Below are 17,140 nucleotides of genomic sequence, written 5' to 3' on the forward strand. Positions count from 1 at the left end.
CCTCCTGAAATGTCCGAAACGCCTAAAACCGATCGAGTCAACCCTTGCGCAATTGAGGGCGGGGGACGACGCGTTTGGGCGGAGTCTCAGACTCCGCTGCATCTCGCTCTCGCTCTCCAAACACCTCTAAGTAGGCCGACTTTTCTTCCAACGTTGCCGCTGCTTCTAGTACTGTACGAATCGCCTGTAGCGTGCGACCGCCTCGGCCAAAAACGCGCCCTTTGTCGGAAGGCGCAAACGCGATGCGAACCAAAACCCGCTTGCGCGCGCCTGAAACCTCACAATCTACCACCAACGATTCTGGAAACTCCAAAAGCGGAGTTACCAGAAAACGCACCAACTCTATATAGTTGGGTGTGGTTGGTAAAGAAGGTGACATCGCCTTAAGCTTTGGTGTAGGACTTCGTGCTTTCTAAAACGTTATTCCTAACCAAAATGTCGCGAACGGTCTCTGTGGGCTGCGCTCCAACGGCCAACCACTTGGCGATCGCCTCGACTTTGAGGGTCACTTCGTCGCTGATGGGGTTGTAGTAGCCCAGCTCTTCTAGGGGACGACCGTCACGGCGATCGCGGCTGTTAATTGCCACGAGCCGATAAGAAGCTGCCCGCTTTTTGCCAAACCGCTTAAGTCTAATTTTGATCATGCTGAGGAATGGTTCTCCTAATTCGGTTCTGAGCCCCTCTCAAGGCTCGTAAATCATAGCGCAACGTTGGTCTGACTTTCTTTTGGCTGCGTCAAGACATTTTTTGGCCATCATTAGAGTGTACCAAAGCCTTTCTTTTTTTTCACCTTTTTTTTCTTGCCGCCGCCACCGGGTCCGGGTCCGCCGCCCATCCCAGGGAAGGGCGATCCGGGCATTCCTGGAAACTGACCTTGACCCATCATCTGCATCATAGAGCGCATCCGCGAAAAGTCGCTGACGAGTTTGTTGACATCTGGTTCTTTGTACCCCGCCCCTTTGGCAATGCGGCGGCGGCGACTGGGGGAACCAGAGAGGAGGTCGGGGTTGCGGCGCTCTTCCAGGGTCATGGAGTTGATCATGGACTCCACTTTTTTGAGCTGCGCTTCCCCCTGCTGGAGCTGATCGCCGGAAATTTTGTTCATTCCCGGAATCATTTTCATGATGCCGCCCAGGGAACCCATATTTTTGAGGAGCTTGGTTTGCTTCAGGAAGTCGCTGTAGTCGAACTGTGCCTCTAGAATTTTGCGCTGCATCTTTTCGGCATCGGCAAGGTCGAACTCCTCCTGGGCTTTCTCGACCAGGGTGAGCACGTCCCCCATGCCCAGAATCCGCGAGGCCATCCGATCGGGATAGAAGGGCTGAAGCGCCTCGACTTTCTCGCCCACCCCAATAAACTTAATGGGCTGGCCCGAAATTTTGCGAATCGACAGGGCCGCACCCCCTCGCGTATCGCCATCCATTTTGGTGAGGATGGCTCCCGTAATGCCGATGTCTTCGTGGAAGGTCCGGGTGAGGTTGGCGGCCTCTTGCCCCGTCATGGCATCCACCACCAACAGCGTCTCGTGGGGCTGGACGGCTGCTTTGATTTGGGCCAATTCCGCCATCATCTCCGGGTCGATTTGCAAGCGTCCGGCGGTGTCGATGATGACCACATCTACTTTTTGGGCTCTAGCCTCCGCTAAACCCTGTTTGGCAATTTCGACGGGATTTACGTCGGTGCCGAGGGCAAAGACGGGCACGTCGATCTGTTTGCCCAGGGTCACGAGCTGATCGATCGCCGCCGGACGGTAAATATCGGTGGCCACTAGCAGGGCCGTGCGTTCTTCTTTACGTAAATGCAGGGCTAGCTTTGCAGCGGCGGTGGTTTTCCCCGTCCCTTGCAACCCGGCCATCAGTACGACGGTGGGGGCGGTATTGGCCTCGGCGAGGGGGACATTGGCGTCTCCCATAATTTCCACGAGGCCGTCGTTGACGATTTTGATGAACTGTTGGTCGGGCCGCACGCCGCGAACCACTTCTGCACCCAGGGCATTAACCCGTACGTCTTCGACGAAGTCTTTGACGACTTGGAGGTTTACATCGGCTTCTAGTAATGCCCGACGCACTTCTCGCAGGGCATCTTGGATGTTGTTTTCGGAAATTTTGTCCTGGCCTTTGAGTTTTTTCCAAGCGGACTCAAGTCGGTCTGCGAGTGCATCAAACATAGATTTTAGCTGCTGACTGTTGCGATCGTTCCAAGGGGTTAAGGGCAGCCGTAGGCTAGGCTGCTGTTATGGCACTAGCCTAGCGTATTCCGGGGGCGCGAACCTAGATTTTTGAGATCGGCAAAAAGATCGGCAAAAAATATGCGAATGAGCCGCTGTAATGCTTGCTCTAAAGTAAATACAGCGTTTGTTTCGATCGGCAAAATGTTTCTAGATTTAAGGGACTTGCCTCATGGGCGATCGCCTATTCCAGTATCCCTACGGTTTCCGTTCTTGCGGGATGACGGCCTGGATTCGTTTGAGAACCTGCAATACTCGATCCAGCTTGCTTCGGTGCGGGGGCGTTAGCGAAAAGTTATCGGATAAGTCGAACTGAGGGTTGGAATCAGCGTGCTTTAAAAGTTTAATGAACCGGAATTCATCGCCGTTGGTGACTAGGCCAAAGACAGGCAGCTCAGGACGAGGTGAGCTCATCATATAGGTCAGCGCTTGGGGGATAGCGACGGCAAGGGAAAGCGCCGTATTTTTAGCCTCAATGACCAATACCCAGAATTGTTCTTGAAGAATCAGCGTATCAATTCGACCCTGAAGCTGTTCGTCTCGATCTTGCAGCAAGATTTCAACGGTCGCCTCAGCGCGGATCGTAAATTTTGGCTCATACAGACCTGCTAAATCTAGTAAGGGAGATACGATGAGCTTATCTACGGTGCCTTCAGCTAAAAAACCTCGATTTCGGTGTTCTAAAAAGCGCTGCTGAATGCGATCGAGCGTAGTCCGATCTGCTTCAGAAAGAGACGGTAAAGCTTCAAACCATTCTGTAAAGAATTCTTTGTCTGTGGCATAGGCTAAATTAAACCGCTCAGCTACCGCAGACAAACTCGTGAACTCTTTTGAAATCGCTAGGGTCTGAGCCATTTCGCCTCTTTCCTAATTCGTACGCTTATTTTATCGAATTTAGGTTTTAGCTCACAGGCTGCCATGTCCCATCTTCGGTCTGTACAAGCTGACCGGAAGCGGCCATGTTTTCGATGACTGACTCGCAACGATCGCACAGCAGCGGATGCTTTTGCGACTGCCCCACCGTCGTTGAGTAATTCCAACAGCGATCGCACTTATGCCCCTCAGCTTTTTCTACGGTGATGATAAATTCGGGTATTGAGGCTGAGGGAACACTCTCAGGTTTTTCAAGGACTTCACGGTTCTCAACTTGCGAGACCAGAAACAGATATCGTAGCTCATCTACACCTTGAGCTATATCACTAGAAGGTGGATTCAGTCCCAGGAGAAGCTGTTTTAGATTGTCATTATTTGTCGTAATGACAACCTTAGCCTCCAAAGAAGCCCCAATCTCCTTGCTGCTTCTTTTGGCCTCAAGCTGTAAGTTTACGGCTTGACGAATGTCCCGCAACTTGTGCCACTTAGAACCGAGTTCGGGTTTTACCCATTTAGACTCTATATCGATCCAACCCGCCTCAAAGACAGATTTGTAGGCTTTCGGATAGGGTAAAAACTGCCAGATGTCTTCTGCCATGTGGGACAGGATTGGGGCGATCGCCCGAACCAAATTCTCCAGCGCGACCCACAGCACTGTCTGGCAACTGCGGCGACGGGGCGCATCGGGCGCGCTGATGTAAAGCCGATCCTTGGCAATATCGAGGTAGAAATTGGAGAGATCGACTACGCAAAAATTCTGTACTGTCTGGAACACGCGGAAAAACTCGTATTTTTGATATGCATCCGTCACCTCGGCAAACACCTCAGCAATGCGGTGCAGCATGTAGCGATCCAATTCCGGCAAGGAATCGTAGGGCACCTCGTGCTGAGTAGGATCGAAATCTTGCAGGCTACCAAGTAAAAATCGAGCCGTGTTTCGGATTTTGCGGTACACGTCCGACATCTGCTTCAGGATCGTTTTGCCCACGGGCACATCGGAGGAATAGTCCACTGACGACACCCACAGCCGCACCACATCTGCTCCGTAGGGCGGGTCTTCTTTTTGGTTCTTACCTCCCTCAATGACAACTAAAGGATCCATCACATTCCCGATGGATTTACTCATCTTGCGGCCCTGCTCGTCTACCACAAAGCCAGCGGTCAAGACCTTCTTAAACGGTGCAATCCCCTCAACGGCAACGCTGGTTAATAAGCTGGACTGGAACCAACCTCGATGCTGATCCGAGCCTTCCAGGTACATATCCGCCGGATAGTGCAAATTTTCGCGCTGCTCCACCACCGCCGCCCAGGACGAGCCGGAGTCGAACCACACGTCCATCGTGTCAGTGCCTTTGCGGTAGGTGCGCCCATTGTTGCGATAGGATACTGGCAACAGTTCCTCCACGGGTAGCTCCCACCACGCATCGGAGCCTTTTTCGGCAATGATGGCCTTCGCGAAGGCGATGGTTTCCGCATTCAGCAGCGGCTCGTTGGTTTCCTCGTCGTAGAACACGGGAATGGGCACACCCCAGCAGCGCTGACGCGAAATACACCAGTCCGAACGTTCCGAGACCATTGAAGTGATCCGGTTTTGCCCCTGGGCTGGAATCCACTCCACCGAGGCGATCGCCTTGAGTGCTTCCTCCCGAAACCCTTCCACCGAAGCAAACCACTGTTCTGTGGCGCGGAAAATGGTGGGTTGCTTCGTGCGCCAATCGTAGGGATATTTGTGGCTATAGGCTTCCTGGTGCAGCAAGGAACCTGCTTCGTTCAGGGCATCGATAATGGCCTGGTTCCCCTCGCTCACCTCCACCTTGAGCTTGTCATTGTCGTTCTTGGCCTTATCGACCACCTTCAATCCGGCAAATGGCCCCGCTTCTTCCGTAAAGAACCCGCGATCGTCCACCGGAGACACGATCGGCAGACCGTAGCGCAAGCCTACCTGATAGTCTTCCTGCCCGTGACCGGGGGCCGTATGCACCAACCCCGTTCCTGACTCCGTGGTAATGTAGTCGCCGCCTATCACCACTTCGCTCTCGCGATCGAACAAAGGATGCCGATAGGTCATGTGCTCTAAGGCTTTGCCCATAACCGTGGCTTCCACCGCCAGCGGCGTTTCGAATTTGGCTTCCAGGGTTTCGACTAGATCCTTAGCGACCAAAAGATACTTAAAGCGGCCTGGCGCTCCGTCATCCACGGCATGAACGACCGCATAGACCAGATCGGGATTCACGGCGATCGCCAAGTTGCCTGGCAGCGTCCAAGGCGTCGTCGTCCAAATGGCTACGCCGAGTTCGCCCAGAAAAGGATTGAAGGGATCCAGAAGCGCCTGCGGCACAGAGGTTACCTCAAAGGCCGCATAGAGGGAGGGCGAAGTATGGCCCTCGGGATATTCCAACTCCGCTTCCGCTAAGGCGGTCTGAGAGCTGGGACTCCAGTGCACGGGCTTCAAACCGCGATAAATATAGCCCTTCAGGACCATCTGCCCAAACACTTCAATTTGGGCCGCTTCATACTCTGGCTGTAGCGTCAGGTAAGGACGATCCCACTCGCCCCAAACGCCGAAGCGCTTAAAGCCTTTGCGCTGCTGCTCCATGGTCTTCAGGGCAAAATCGCGGGCTTTCCGCCGGAGCTTGATGGGGGTGAGCGCTGCTCTTTGTTCGGCATTGAGACTTTTTAGCACCTTCAGTTCGATGGGCATACCGTGACAGTCCCAGCCGGGGACGTAGCGTATCTTGCGTCCCTGAAGCAGCTGAAATTTATTGACGATGTCTTTAAGAATCTTGTTAAGGGCATGGCCCATGTGGAGGTCGCCATTGGCATAGGGGGGACCGTCGTGCAGAATAAACAACTCGCCTGGGTTGGTTTGCGAAAGCCGCTCGTAGACTTGCGCTTGCGCCCAAAACGATTGCAGTTCCGGCTCTCGTTTGACTGCGTTGGCCCGCATATCAAACTGGGTTTGGGGCAAGCGTACGGTATTCTTATAGCGTCCAGATTCTGTCACAGACTTTACTTCAACGTGGTGTTATGCATTTTGCCATTATAGAATCGAGTGCGCTGAAGCGGATGCAGAATCTAGAGAATGCGAAAGGTGCATCCGCCTTGTCTAGAATATGTCTTGTGCATGTCAAGCTAGGTTCAGATAAAGTAGATCGCTCTAAGTTGTAGGGAATCCTTTCAATAGAGGATTGTTAGCCTTTGGCTCTGATGCAGAAAACCGCTGTTACTCGTAAAACTTCATTACGCCGTCGCCTGATCACTGGAGTGGGTTTTATGACCATTCCTTTGTTGGCGATCGCCATTGGGTCGTACCTCTCTTTTGAGCGTGCGATCGAGACCTTTGAGAATAGCGAAAGCAGACGGCTGGAGGAACTGTTTCCCCTTGACCGTCTAGAAGACTCGTTAATGAAAGCCTCAAGGCTGCTCAAAGATACCAACGATTCTCGCAACGGACAGAGTAAGGATAATTTTGAGATTTTAAGTCGAGAGATCGAGCAAACCTTTACGCAGTTACTCCGTACCCCCTCTCAGTTGGCAGAGCGGCGAAGCCTTATTCTTGGCATTCAACGGGAGTGGCAGGAGACGAAGGGTAAGCGGAAGCAGTTTGCGACAGATTTAACGCCAGCAAATAGAGCCAGCCAGCAACGACTGCGATCGCAGATCGACCAGCATCTTGAAATTGCGATTGATGACATTCGTCGCCTCAATAAGCTGCTCACCAATTTTCAAATGATTGATAATCAAAACCGAGCGACTGAAATTAAGCAGCAGGTTCGAACTGCGACCATTTTGACCGGTACAGTCACGGTTCTGATGGGGATGGGTTCGGCTTATTTCCTGGCGCGATCTATTTTGAAACCCCTAAAACGTCTCAATGTAGGGGTCGCTCAGTTTGGAGAGGGAGAGTTATCCCATCGGATTCATTTGGAGACAGGCGATGAACTCGAACAGTTGGCCACTACCATTAACTGGATGGCTGAAAATTTGGAGAAAAACCAGCAGGCGCTCACAGAACTAGCCACTATGGATGTTTTGACGGGGGTGTTCAACCGTCGAGAGTTTAATCGCCGCCTGACGATCGAAATTGAGCGATCGCGCCGTGAAGGCCATTCGGTCTCGCTACTGATGGTAGACATCGACTACTTTAAAAAGATCAACGATACCTACGGACACCAGTCTGGAGATGATGCGCTCCGCCATGTTTCGGCGCTCATTAAAGCAGAAGTAAGACCGGGCGACTTGCCCGCACGCTATGGCGGCGAGGAATTTGCAGTGATTTTGCCCTATGCAGATAGCAATGATGCTTTTGTGGTGGCAGAACGGCTGCGGAATTTAATTGCAGCGCAAGATATTGCCATTCAGGACGGGCAGACCATTAAAGCCACTGCCAGCTTGGGTTGCTCGACGTTTCCAGCAGATGCTGAAACAGAAGAAGCTCTCATGACAGAAGCGGATGCGGCGCTTTATCGAGCCAAACGCGGCGGACGAAATCGAGTCTGCATTGCCCAACAGGACATTTCGGTCACTACAGATATGGCGGTGGGCCGATCGCTCCCTTCGTTGGATCGTTCCGGGACTCAAAAGTCAGGACTACCTAACAATTGAACCCCGCTTCACCCTAGCCATGGGTTCCTAAGGTGTGATATGGCTTTCCAAGATCCGCAGAAACTCTGAGGACAAGCCTTGCTTTCATCTTTAGGATTGAGGGATAGGTTCAAAAATGGGATCGGGATTGGGGATGTCTCTTTTAGTTAAGTTCTATAGATCGTCAACTCACTTTCCTCAAGGGTTTCATTGTGCTTGTGCATAAGAAGAGTCGCATTTCGTTAGGTCAGCAGGCTGGGGTTGCGTTGCCTATCGCGATCGCCTTGGGGATGGCAATGCTAGCGATTGCTAGTGCCAGTCTGTTGTTAGCGCAAGGCGATCGCAATACAGCCGTACAGCGACAGTCTTCTGGAGCTAGTTTCTTGGTCAGCGACAGCGCCTTAGCACGGGCTTTACTTCAGCTCAGCAAGCCCAATAACAGCATGCTTTTGGTCCGCAATTACGACCCCATCGACCCCACAACCGGCAAAAACTACCTCGGTGCAGACGGCATTCCTAAAAGCGGCGATGAAACGGGGGGCGCCATAGACCAGTGGACTGGATATGACCCCAGCGGTTCGCCCTGCGCGCAGCAGATCGGGCGAACTGCGCCAAGTGTTGCCCTGACTGGAACGATCGGAGCAAACGCAACTTATACCATTCGAGCCTATCGCTACGACAAACAAAAACAGTTAGGTACCCTATTGGCGGAGGGGCGTTACCAAGGCCAAGCCGCTCTGGTTGCAGTCACGCTGACCATCGAACCCATCTGGGATGATTTTCCAGGTATATTCTTAAACAACCGTTCGGAAAGTTCAGCTGATGGCAAACTGGCACTCCGCAATCGTTCGATCCTGGGAGAGAACGGAAACATTTATTACTCGCCCATAGGTTCGGCAGACTCATCCTTGACTGGTATGTCTGCACCGGGAGACTCAACGCGATCGAGCTACCTCAATGCCATCTGGTCTGGACCGAGCGATGGAGCCAGCGGAGATTCTGTGGCAGGGAAACTATTTGCCTGTCGGCTGACTCCCAGCGTGCCCGTCAACCCTCAGGGCACAAATTTACTCGATATTAGTGAAAGCCTCACGCTTGAAGGATCGGCCAGCGGCATCACCCACTATCGAATCCAAACCATTAACCTGAGTGGCAATGAAACTTTAACCGTCAATACCACGGCTGGACCCGTTTACCTCTACCTCACTGGAGGTACGAGCACCTTGCGAGATACTGCAAAAATTCTAAATATTCGTAAGGATGGGCAATCTCCACAAGTGGGGGATCTTCGCATTATGAGTTTAGATAACGATGGTCTGCGCCTTTTCGATCGAAGCTGCATTCAAGATGCTTTTATCTATTTTCCGAAGGATCAACTGGAACTTTATACGACAGGTCCAGGCTGTCTTGGAGGGCAAAACACCAATTTTGAGGGGGTTGCGTGGGTCGAAGAACTGCTGTTCTCGAAGAATGCAAGCAGTAACCGAGATGTTGCTCTAAGCTGGCAAACCATCCAAAACACGACGGTTATTCCCGCAGTTACTTCTGGTATCGATGTGCCTGGCGATGTATCCAGCCTGGCCGATCTACTGGAATATCTGGATTGGCCCGCACGCTACCGATATAAAACCATTCAAAGTTGGCAGCGGGTGAATTGATGAATCCTACCTCTGCTTCCCCAGGACGGATGCATAATGGGTTGCTGTACCTGCTGGCGCGATCGCCGTTTCAAGCCTTGCAGCAAAGGGGATTTACCCTGATTGAGGTACTGGCGGCTTTGACGATAAGCATGATTTTTGTATCTCTTACGATGCAGATGATGGTCGCAGCAGCGTTCTTTCGATCCAAAGGCGGCCAGTACAATCAGGCGTTCAACTGGATTCAGCAGGATTATGAGAAGGTCTTCAGTAAGGCGACTGAATATGAGAATAGCGTCACTCCCTACTCATCTAAGTGTCTCGCAACAACGCCCGACAATGGCTTAGCGGCAGGGTTTTTAAATGACGCCACATTAGGACTAGGCGGTACTGCGGTTACGTTAGGGACAACCACCTTGAGCGGGAAGTCTTTTACCTTAACTCGAACCGCAAGCTATGCCTCTTCCGACGATCCGTATCGGCTTGTGCGGATAAACTATGCTGTTGCCCCCGCTAGCGGAGGCGCGGCCATCGTCAGTATTGACACCGAGGTGGTTCTTTATGCTGGCTTTAAGTGTCCGGGATAGGTGATTAGAGTCTGTGAAATTTGGGTATTTTAACTGTAGGGAAAAGATTTGAGATGAACGACACTCGGCGAAGAGCGCGCAAACGGCGGCTACGATTTCAGCAATGGGGATTTACCCTCATTGAAGTGCTGGTCATCGTCATGGTTGTGGGTATTGTCTCGGCGATCGCCGCGCCTAGCTTTGGCGCCCTATTAGACTCCATAAAGGTCAATCAAACGGTTACGGAACTGCGATCTAATCTACAAGAGACGCAACGACAGGCCATTCGCGCCAACAAGGTTTGCGAGACCCTCATTGCCTATGCCAAGAAAGACGGAACCATACACAAAAACCTGAATAAAGCTACCACGGTCGCTGAAGGTTGTTCGGCCTCAGGCGATGGCAAAATCCCTGATGGTGTTGATATTACAACCAATATTCAGGCGCTTTCGGTGCCTGGTTCGTCGCCGACCGCTTCAGATGCAATCACCATTCGCTTTGTCCCCTCGGGGAGTGCAGAATTTGCAGTGAAGACCGCAGTATCGCTGCCAAATTTACCAAGCGATCCCACTGGGAAGGTTGTGGCGTATATCGAGGGGAAACAGCAGCAGAAAAAAAAATGTATCGCAATTTCTAACACCTTGGGGTTAACCCGCATCGGCACTTATACTGGCGACATTGACCCAGCCGCCATTACAGATCGGGGTATTTGTTCCGCATTGGACTGGAAGCAACAATGAAATCAAAACCGATGTTGAAAAGGCAGCAATGGCTCCGTCAATATTCACGGCGACTGGGCAAAGACTCATCCGACCTCTCAGGACGCGACCTTGGGTTTACGCTAATTGAGTTGTTGGCTGCAAGCGTGTTGGTTAGCGTGGTTATTTTGGTGGCTTGGACGGGTTTGCTGTCCGTGATGAATATGACCCAGGCGGCTGAAGCGCGTTCGGCTCGGCAAACGGAACTGAACCGAGCCTTAGATTTTATGACCAATGAAATCCGCATGGCTCGGTCGATCAACCAATCGGCAACGACAAAAGCCAATGGCACGACGGTCACGTTAGCTGATGTTGTGACCAGTACGGGCTTGTCTCTGCCAAGTCTAGGTAGTTATGGGGATATTGGTCTCTACCTAGAACGAGATACTCGCCCTAACATTCCAGCCAAATGCCCAGCAGGAGGCCCTAATGCAGAATTACCGCCGCCCTCTCCCGCTGACTACGATCGCATCGTTTACGACATTCGGCCCAGTCCCAGCGGGTGGCTGTCGCCCAAAATTCTGGTGCGCTACGGCAGGGTGCCCAGCAGTGACGGCACAATCGATCCTTGCAGCAGCCCGATTGCCGGGGATCCGATGGTGGATGCCCTAGCGGCAACGCGTACCCCGCCGCCATGCTCTGGCGTCCTTTCGGGCAGCGGCGGATTTTATAGCTGCGTGACGGACAATCAAGCCGATCTTTTTTTCCAGAGCACCATCAATAATGTCGGGACTAAGCAGGTGGGTAGTGCGGTTTCATCCCGTCTGCAGAGCCTTACTCCCTCTCCCCCTTCTACGCTGACGCTCACCGCAGAGCTTATAAGCCCTAAAGAGGTAAAGTTAAAGTGGGCATGGTTTGGCAGTGGGAAGGTCTCCAACTATGAAGTGCTGCTGGAATGGAACGGCTCGACCTCCAGCATTTATAGCGGAAAAGCTACGGCAATATCCAAATATAAGATTGGTTTCGCGAACGACGACGATCAGGTTTGCTTTCTGGTTAAAGCCCAAACCTCTTCACCCACAAAGGTCGATAGCAATCAAGCGTGCGTGACTAAACCGGGAGATTGATTGACTGAGGCGATCGCGTTTATTCTGTGGCTCTCTGAAGTCTAAGTCACTGGATTGGAGGTAGCCAACTTCTACTGTCGTTGCCTAGGTGACTGGGTCTTTCGGGGGCCAAGACCCATCGTCGTCCTCTGGTGTCGAATTGTGGGCAATGTCCTCATCCATTGTGTTTTCTTTGAGGATGTTCTGTTCTTCAGTGAGGTCTGGTGATGGAGACTCTACGGCGATCGCTTCGCTCGGGTGGTCATTGCTGACTTCAGGGACTGCTGTTGGCGAGGCATCTGTTGCGCCGGAAAGGGAGCTATTTTCTTCGCCTGCGGATAAATCTGGTACCGAAGCTGTTGCCTCTTGCAACGCTTCAGGTTCTGGCTGTACTGGGTTCTGTTGCGTTACTTCTCCTGGAGGCGTTTCAACTTGCATTTCAGATTCGCTAGGGGCGATCGGTTCTATTTCTTGGGTTTCAGCGGTTGCTACAGGAACTGGGTCATGGGTCGAAGCAGGCGTGTCTTCTTCCTCCCAAACATCTTCTACGGCATCTCCTTGGAGCGATGGAGAAGTTAGCGATTCGGATGCAATGCTTGCATTGCCTGCGCCCAGACGATCTTGCACCCAATCTGCAGTTTCGCTATAGGATACTCGCATCCGATCCCAACCTGCTTTTAAAAATGGGGTTAGGGTTTCTAAGGAATTAGGAATTGCCGTTTGAGTCTCTGGCTCGGAAAACTGCCGCCGTTGCTGAAGGGTTTGCCATCCGAACCAGATAATGAGGCTAACGCTAGCGACGTGCTCTAAGAGATGCCCGTTACCTTCTATCCATAACAGCAGCGCGTAAATTAAGCCGACGCCACTCCAGATCGGATCCGTTTTACGTCTTAACTCTGGCAAAAAGAAGCCCGATAAAAACAGGCTCAGACTGCCCAACCCTAAAATTCCAGCCAGTAGATGATTCAACATAGCGCAGTGTCTCCCTTCTCACCCCTACTCTCAAATTCAGCAATTAAGTCAGCATAGCCACAAATGCACGCCACTTGACTCCACCGCCAAACAAAAATTTAGATAAGACTTTCTAGTATTTTCATGAATGACCTTGACGATTGCAAAGCATTCAAGCGAAGATGGGAAACGAATAAGGGGTTATAGCTCAGTTGGTAGAGCACTGCAATGGCATTGCAGGGGTCAGCGGTTCGAATCCGCTTAGCTCCATTGGTTGAAGAAGCATTAACTGAAAGGCTTGTGGGGTTTCCTGGAAAACTTCACAGGTCGCTTTTTGCTGTCGATAAGGTATTATTATCCCTGTTAAACAGTTGGAGTTCCTCGTACAATGGGCGTAAGATGCTTTCTGCTATTTTGTATGCCCAAAGGAAACCCCAACCCTATTATCACTCCAGAGTTCAAGGCCAATCAGTTCAAGCGCGGCGATGAAGGCACAGAACCTTTGTCGGAGAAGCTTCTATGCGTTCGGTTGACGCATAGTATCGATGAGGTCTTGCGATCGCTCCCCAATCGTTCGGCATGGGTGAGGCGCGTCATCACCGAAGCGGCCCAGCGAGAATTGATGAAAGATGGTAGCAAGGCAGCTAGAGAGTGAAGGAATCGACCGTAGCCCATGGAGATGAAAGCGTGTCTTTACTCGAACGCTATTGGAAAGGTTGGATTTCCTGGGGTGCGGCTGCGCTCGCTCTAGGTCAATTGAGTAGTGGGTCGGCGATCGCAGCGGAGCGGATTCTGTTCAACTACTCGATTTTAGGCCGTTCGATTTCGGTTCGCGCCCTAGAAACCTATGCCCGCGATGGAATCCTAACCGAAGATCTGGTTTCCTACGCCCGATTTGTAAACCCCAAACAAATGGCTCAACTTCGAGAGGGGCTATTACAAAAAGTAGAACTGTCGCCTGTCGCCGTCAGCCAATTTTTGTATTCTTCTCCTGGGGAATTGCTGTTGAATCGTTTGAGTCGCCTAATTCAAACGCGGGATGGGCGAGGCAGCTTTTATGCGCTTCGATCTTCGCTGGTCTTGGCTGCGGCAGATCCTCAGGGCTTAACGCCGCTTGCCATTCTCCGACAGTACCCCAATTCTGACGTTGTAGTGAACGTCCAAGAAATTGTAGGTCTAGTTGATGAGGTCAATCGCTTCCTAAAACAAACCGATACGGTAACTCAGCAGATTCAAACCTTGTCTGAGGCCGCGCCCTTATCGCCCGCGCAGAGAAGCATCTTAATGCAGGCGAAGCAGTCTGGCCCGATCGAGTGGCAGAAATTTACCCTTCCCTTCCAGGACGACACTGAAAAGCGACTGCGCTATACCCGTAAGGTGCGTCAATTCGCGGTGGATGTATATCTGCCCCTTACCGATCGGCCGCGGCCTTTGGTCGTTATTTCCCACGGTCTTAACTCAGATCGAGAATCCTATGCTTATTTAGCGCAGCATTTAGCTTCCTACGGGTTTGCGGTTGCTGTACCAGAGCACCCTGGCAGCAACAAACAGCAGCTTCAAAGTTTACTTGAGGGCCGCGGTCGGGAAGTGGCGGAACCGATAGAATTTTTAGATCGACCCCTGGATATCCAGTTTTTGCTCGATTCTTTGCAGTCCCTGGCAAAGACAGACGAGCGATTGCAAGGACGGCTCGATTTCGATCGAGCGGGCATTATCGGTCAGTCCTTTGGTGGCTATACTAGCCTAGCGGCTGCGGGGGCACCGCTCAGCTTTGATAATTTGCTCCAAAATTGCGGTCGCGAGTTAAATACGACCCTTAATATTTCTTTGGCGCTTCAGTGTCAGGCGCTGCGGTTGCCTTCCGCTCAGTATCAGCTTGCAGACGCCCGGATTAAGGCGGCGATCGCCATTAACCCAATCGCCAGCGGCGTATTCGGTCCGGACAGCTTGGCCCAGATTCAGGTGCCAGTGATGGTCATCGCGGGCAGTATGGACGTTGTCGCTCCAGCATTGCCCGAACAAATTCAGCCGTTTACCCAGCTCAAGACTTTACAACGCTATTTGGCTGTCATTCAGAACAGCAATCACTTTTCAACCATCGCGCCCTCGAGCGCTGAAGTGGAAGCTTTGCCTCAAATTAAAGGATTAGAAGGTCCTTCCCCAGCATTGGCCCAGTCCTATGTTAAGGTGTTAAGCCTGCTATTCATGCAGAGATATCTGAACAGCCAGCAGGATAACCAAATCCTCTTAAGTCCAGCGGGGGCTGAAGCTTTAAGCCAGTCTCCGCTGCCCTTAAGTATCGTCAACGCTTTGCCTGACGAAGGACTGGTCCCCGATAGCGTCAAGCCTGAAGATGGTGAAAAATAACTGGTAAGCTCCTAAGGGATAAACAGCGCGTGTTTGGATTCATTAACTTAGATAAGCCGACAGCTTGGACTTCCCATGACTGCGTCGCTCGCGTCCGCCGCCTTTTGAAGACCAAACGGGTAGGTCACGGTGGCACCTTAGACCCTTTGGCAACGGGAGTCTTACCCATTGCCGTTGGGGCTGCAACGCGGCTACTGCAATTTTTGCCGACCCCAAAAGCCTATCGCGCTACAATTCGGCTGGGAATTAAAACGACGACGGATGACTTGGCTGGGGAGGTATTACAGGTGCGCTCCGCAGCGGCGGTGACTCGGGAGCGCCTGATCGAGGCTCTCAAAATGTTTCGAGGCACCCTGCAGCAGGTTCCCCCTATATATAGCGCCATTCAGGTTGACGGTCAGCGACTCTACAAGCTCGCCCGCAAAGGAGAATCCGTGCTACCCGAACCGCGAACGGTGGAGGTATACAAAATTGAGGTTTTAGATTGGCAGGTGCTGGATTCGGCACACCCGGAGGTAACGCTTCAGATTGCTTGCGGGCCAGGCACCTATATTCGTTCTATCGCTCGCGATCTGGGTGAGGTGCTTCAAACGGGCGGAACTTTAGCGCGGCTCGTGCGGACGCAAAGCTGCGGATTCGATTTGGCCGACAGTCTTTCTCTGGAGACTTTAGAAGAACAGGTCACTCAAGGTAGTCTCCTGCTGGCAGATCCCGCTGCAGCACTCAAGGATGTTCCCCATTACGCCCTAGACGGTCAATTTGCGACGCGTTGGTGTCAGGGGCGCTCCGTGGAAGTGGATTCGGATGCGATGGGCGAGGCCTGGGTGCGCGTCCACGATGCATCTGCGCATTTTTTGGGTATGGGGCTTTTGTCTGAAGGATTTCTGGTCCCTAAGGTTGTGCTGAATGCGACGACTGTTTAGCCCAGCCTGTCGAATGCCTTAGTTTTTCTTTACTGTACGGGGTTTAGTGGGTTGTTTTTAGTTATGCTACTTGTGACTGTCTAGCGTTTGAGAATTTGATGTTAGAACCCGCACGCACCGTTAGTATTTTTCAGAAAGAGCCTAAGCATCTCGACTTTTTAGCGGGAGATGTCATTTTTGAGATCGATCGACCAGGTGCTGTAATGTACGGCGTGATAGAGGGAACGGTCGATCTGATCGTGCGAGATAAGGTGGTCGAAACGATCCAGGCGGGAGACGTCTTTGGTGAGGGGGTCTTAGTTCATCCTTCGAAGGTGCGCGCGTCAACGGCGATCGCCAGAACGAACTGTACTTTGGCTTGTCTAGACGAAAAGCGATTTTTGTTTGCCATTCAAAATACGCCCATGTTTGCCGTTGAAATTATGCGCAGTTTTTCCGATCGCTTGCGTCGATTGAAGCAGCAAGTTTAAGGACAAACAACTGCTCGGTTTTTCGAGCCTAAAATGAACTAAGACATGTTTCATAGAAATGAGTTTTTGAGCGTTGAGCGAAAGGTCTAGTTATGTTGGAAGTCGTTGATTTTTTTGAAAGAAGTGCGGGTCGATGGCGATCGCAGCGAACCACTCACCATTTGGCCTTCCGCCGTGCAGAAGTCGGAGATTCCGAAATTTCAGTTATTGCGTTAGCGGCTTCAGATCCCGAAGTTCGGGAGCTCTGTCAGTTTCACAACGTCGATCCCGACCTAGCAGTTTGTGGCTCTCGCGTCGCGTGGCAAGGCACCATGGGCTGGGATCGGGATAGCGAAGGCGGTCATGAAGGCAAGACAGTTTTTGCGATCGTGCCAGATCGAGACGAGCCTTCGCGAGGCCGCCTGCTGCGAGAGCGGGGCTATGCCGAAATAATGCCAGTAGTGGGACGGTATCATCTCGATGCAGAAGGCGGACTCAACCTCACGACCGAGTACGAGACGATGAGTTCTATCGAGCGATTTTGGTTTGCAACTCCGACACTTCGTCTGCGTACCAGCACTGTCAAACGCTTTGGCGGTTTTAGTACTGCATCTTTCTGTTCGGAAGCTCGTCTTGCACTCGACCGGGATGAGGTATTGGACGAGCATAGTTCGGTTGCCGAGACTTCTAAACCTGCTCGACTGAGCAGCCCTCTCTCCGCCTTCGGATGGTAGAGCGTATCGCCGTATAACATCGACA

Annotated in this window: 16 protein-coding genes and 1 tRNA gene; 11 read left to right on the forward strand and 6 right to left on the reverse strand. The window is 52.0% G+C overall.

The features are described 5' to 3' along the window. Positions 1–37: 37 nt before the first annotated feature. From R6H26_RS11285 to ileS, 5 genes are all read right to left on the reverse strand, one after another. Complete coding sequence (locus tag R6H26_RS11285; RefSeq protein WP_404790544.1) at positions 38–379, reverse strand: KH domain-containing protein; 342 nt, start codon at positions 377–379, stop codon at positions 38–40. Between the two features lie 4 nt (positions 380–383). Further along, entirely contained in the window at positions 384–644 is a 261-nt protein-coding gene (gene rpsP, locus R6H26_RS11290; protein ID WP_404790545.1) for a 30S ribosomal protein S16, read from the reverse strand. Positions 645–757: 113 nt separating this feature from the next. Continuing rightward, positions 758–2,167: a signal recognition particle protein gene (ffh, locus tag R6H26_RS11295; RefSeq protein WP_404790546.1), complete on the reverse strand. Its 1,410-nt coding sequence runs from the start codon at positions 2,165–2,167 to the stop codon at positions 758–760. A gap of 258 nt (positions 2,168–2,425) precedes the next feature. Next, positions 2,426–3,082, reverse strand: coding sequence for a type I restriction endonuclease (locus R6H26_RS11300; RefSeq protein ID WP_404790547.1), 657 nt, complete (start codon positions 3,080–3,082; stop codon positions 2,426–2,428). 46 nt (positions 3,083–3,128) lie between these two features. Beyond that, a complete protein-coding gene (gene ileS, locus R6H26_RS11305; protein ID WP_404790548.1) occupies positions 3,129–6,104 on the reverse strand; it encodes an isoleucine--tRNA ligase in 2,976 nt (991 codons plus the stop codon). 269 nt (positions 6,105–6,373) lie between these two features. Between ileS and R6H26_RS11310 the strand changes: the two genes are divergently transcribed. The 5 genes from R6H26_RS11310 to R6H26_RS11330 all read left to right on the forward strand — a co-directional run bounded on the left by R6H26_RS11310 (position 6,374) and on the right by R6H26_RS11330 (position 11,712). Then, positions 6,374–7,705: a diguanylate cyclase gene (locus R6H26_RS11310; protein ID WP_404790549.1), complete on the forward strand. Its 1,332-nt coding sequence runs from the start codon at positions 6,374–6,376 to the stop codon at positions 7,703–7,705. Between the two features lie 191 nt (positions 7,706–7,896). Next, entirely contained in the window at positions 7,897–9,342 is a 1,446-nt protein-coding gene (locus R6H26_RS11315; protein ID WP_404790550.1) for a hypothetical protein, read from the forward strand. Then, positions 9,342–9,908, forward strand: a complete 567-nt coding sequence (locus R6H26_RS11320; protein ID WP_404790551.1) for a type II secretion system protein J — start codon at positions 9,342–9,344, stop codon at positions 9,906–9,908. The genes R6H26_RS11315 and R6H26_RS11320 overlap by 1 nt, the downstream gene beginning before the upstream one ends. A 53-nt stretch (positions 9,909–9,961) precedes the next feature. Beyond that, complete coding sequence (locus R6H26_RS11325) at positions 9,962–10,627, forward strand: Tfp pilus assembly protein FimT/FimU (RefSeq protein WP_404790552.1); 666 nt, start codon at positions 9,962–9,964, stop codon at positions 10,625–10,627. Beyond that, positions 10,624–11,712: a type II secretion system protein J gene (locus R6H26_RS11330; protein WP_404790553.1), complete on the forward strand. Its 1,089-nt coding sequence runs from the start codon at positions 10,624–10,626 to the stop codon at positions 11,710–11,712. Before R6H26_RS11325 ends, R6H26_RS11330 begins: the two co-directional genes overlap by 4 nt. 84 nt (positions 11,713–11,796) lie before the next feature. Here R6H26_RS11330 and R6H26_RS11335 read toward each other — a convergent pair whose 3' ends face one another. Beyond that, positions 11,797–12,663 carry a Ycf66 family protein gene (locus tag R6H26_RS11335; RefSeq protein WP_404790554.1) on the reverse strand — a complete coding sequence of 289 codons (867 nt, stop codon included), beginning with the start codon at positions 12,661–12,663 and terminating at the stop codon, positions 11,797–11,799. A 176-nt stretch (positions 12,664–12,839) separates the two neighbouring features. On the opposite strand from R6H26_RS11335, the gene R6H26_RS11340 reads away from it, so the two are divergent. The 6 genes from R6H26_RS11340 to R6H26_RS11365 all read left to right on the forward strand — a co-directional run bounded on the left by R6H26_RS11340 (position 12,840) and on the right by R6H26_RS11365 (position 17,115). Continuing rightward, a tRNA-Ala gene (locus R6H26_RS11340) sits at positions 12,840–12,912 on the forward strand. Positions 12,913–13,060: 148 nt separating this feature from the next. Beyond that, on the forward strand, positions 13,061–13,297 hold the full coding sequence (locus tag R6H26_RS11345; protein ID WP_404790555.1) for a hypothetical protein: 237 nt from the start codon (positions 13,061–13,063) through the stop codon (positions 13,295–13,297). After that, entirely contained in the window at positions 13,294–15,009 is a 1,716-nt protein-coding gene (locus R6H26_RS11350; RefSeq protein WP_404790556.1) for an alpha/beta hydrolase, read from the forward strand. The genes R6H26_RS11345 and R6H26_RS11350 overlap by 4 nt, the downstream gene beginning before the upstream one ends. 29 nt (positions 15,010–15,038) lie before the next feature. Then, the gene (truB, locus tag R6H26_RS11355) at positions 15,039–15,932 is read left to right on the forward strand and encodes a tRNA pseudouridine(55) synthase TruB (protein ID WP_404790557.1); all 894 of its coding nucleotides are present in this window, start codon (positions 15,039–15,041) and stop codon (positions 15,930–15,932) included. 98 nt (positions 15,933–16,030) lie between these two features. Further along, positions 16,031–16,402 (forward strand): cyclic nucleotide-binding domain-containing protein, encoded by a 372-nt coding sequence (locus R6H26_RS11360; protein ID WP_404790558.1) that lies wholly within the window; start codon positions 16,031–16,033, stop codon positions 16,400–16,402. A 95-nt stretch (positions 16,403–16,497) separates the two neighbouring features. After that, complete coding sequence (locus R6H26_RS11365) at positions 16,498–17,115, forward strand: phycobiliprotein lyase (protein WP_404791292.1); 618 nt, start codon at positions 16,498–16,500, stop codon at positions 17,113–17,115. The last annotated feature ends 25 nt before the right edge of the window (positions 17,116–17,140 follow it).

Origin of the sequence: Altericista sp. CCNU0014, from assembly GCF_044923475.1 — a bacterium.
Lineage (GTDB): Bacteria > Cyanobacteriota > Cyanobacteriia > Thermosynechococcales > Thermosynechococcaceae > JAAURS01.

Coding starts and splice junctions, on each gene's coding strand:
- R6H26_RS11285 (WP_404790544.1), bottom strand. CDS start 379: ATGTCACCTTCTTTACCAACCACACCCAACTATATAGAGTTGGTGCGT.
- rpsP (WP_404790545.1), bottom strand. CDS start 644: ATGATCAAAATTAGACTTAAGCGGTTTGGCAAAAAGCGGGCAGCTTCT.
- ffh (WP_404790546.1), bottom strand. CDS start 2,167: ATGTTTGATGCACTCGCAGACCGACTTGAGTCCGCTTGGAAAAAACTC.
- R6H26_RS11300 (WP_404790547.1), bottom strand. CDS start 3,082: ATGGCTCAGACCCTAGCGATTTCAAAAGAGTTCACGAGTTTGTCTGCG.
- R6H26_RS11310 (WP_404790549.1), top strand. CDS start 6,374: ATGACCATTCCTTTGTTGGCGATCGCCATTGGGTCGTACCTCTCTTTT.
- R6H26_RS11320 (WP_404790551.1), top strand. CDS start 9,342: ATGAATCCTACCTCTGCTTCCCCAGGACGGATGCATAATGGGTTGCTG.
- R6H26_RS11325 (WP_404790552.1), top strand. CDS start 9,962: ATGAACGACACTCGGCGAAGAGCGCGCAAACGGCGGCTACGATTTCAG.
- R6H26_RS11330 (WP_404790553.1), top strand. CDS start 10,624: ATGAAATCAAAACCGATGTTGAAAAGGCAGCAATGGCTCCGTCAATAT.
- R6H26_RS11335 (WP_404790554.1), bottom strand. CDS start 12,663: ATGTTGAATCATCTACTGGCTGGAATTTTAGGGTTGGGCAGTCTGAGC.
- R6H26_RS11345 (WP_404790555.1), top strand. CDS start 13,061: ATGCCCAAAGGAAACCCCAACCCTATTATCACTCCAGAGTTCAAGGCC.
- R6H26_RS11360 (WP_404790558.1), top strand. CDS start 16,031: ATGTTAGAACCCGCACGCACCGTTAGTATTTTTCAGAAAGAGCCTAAG.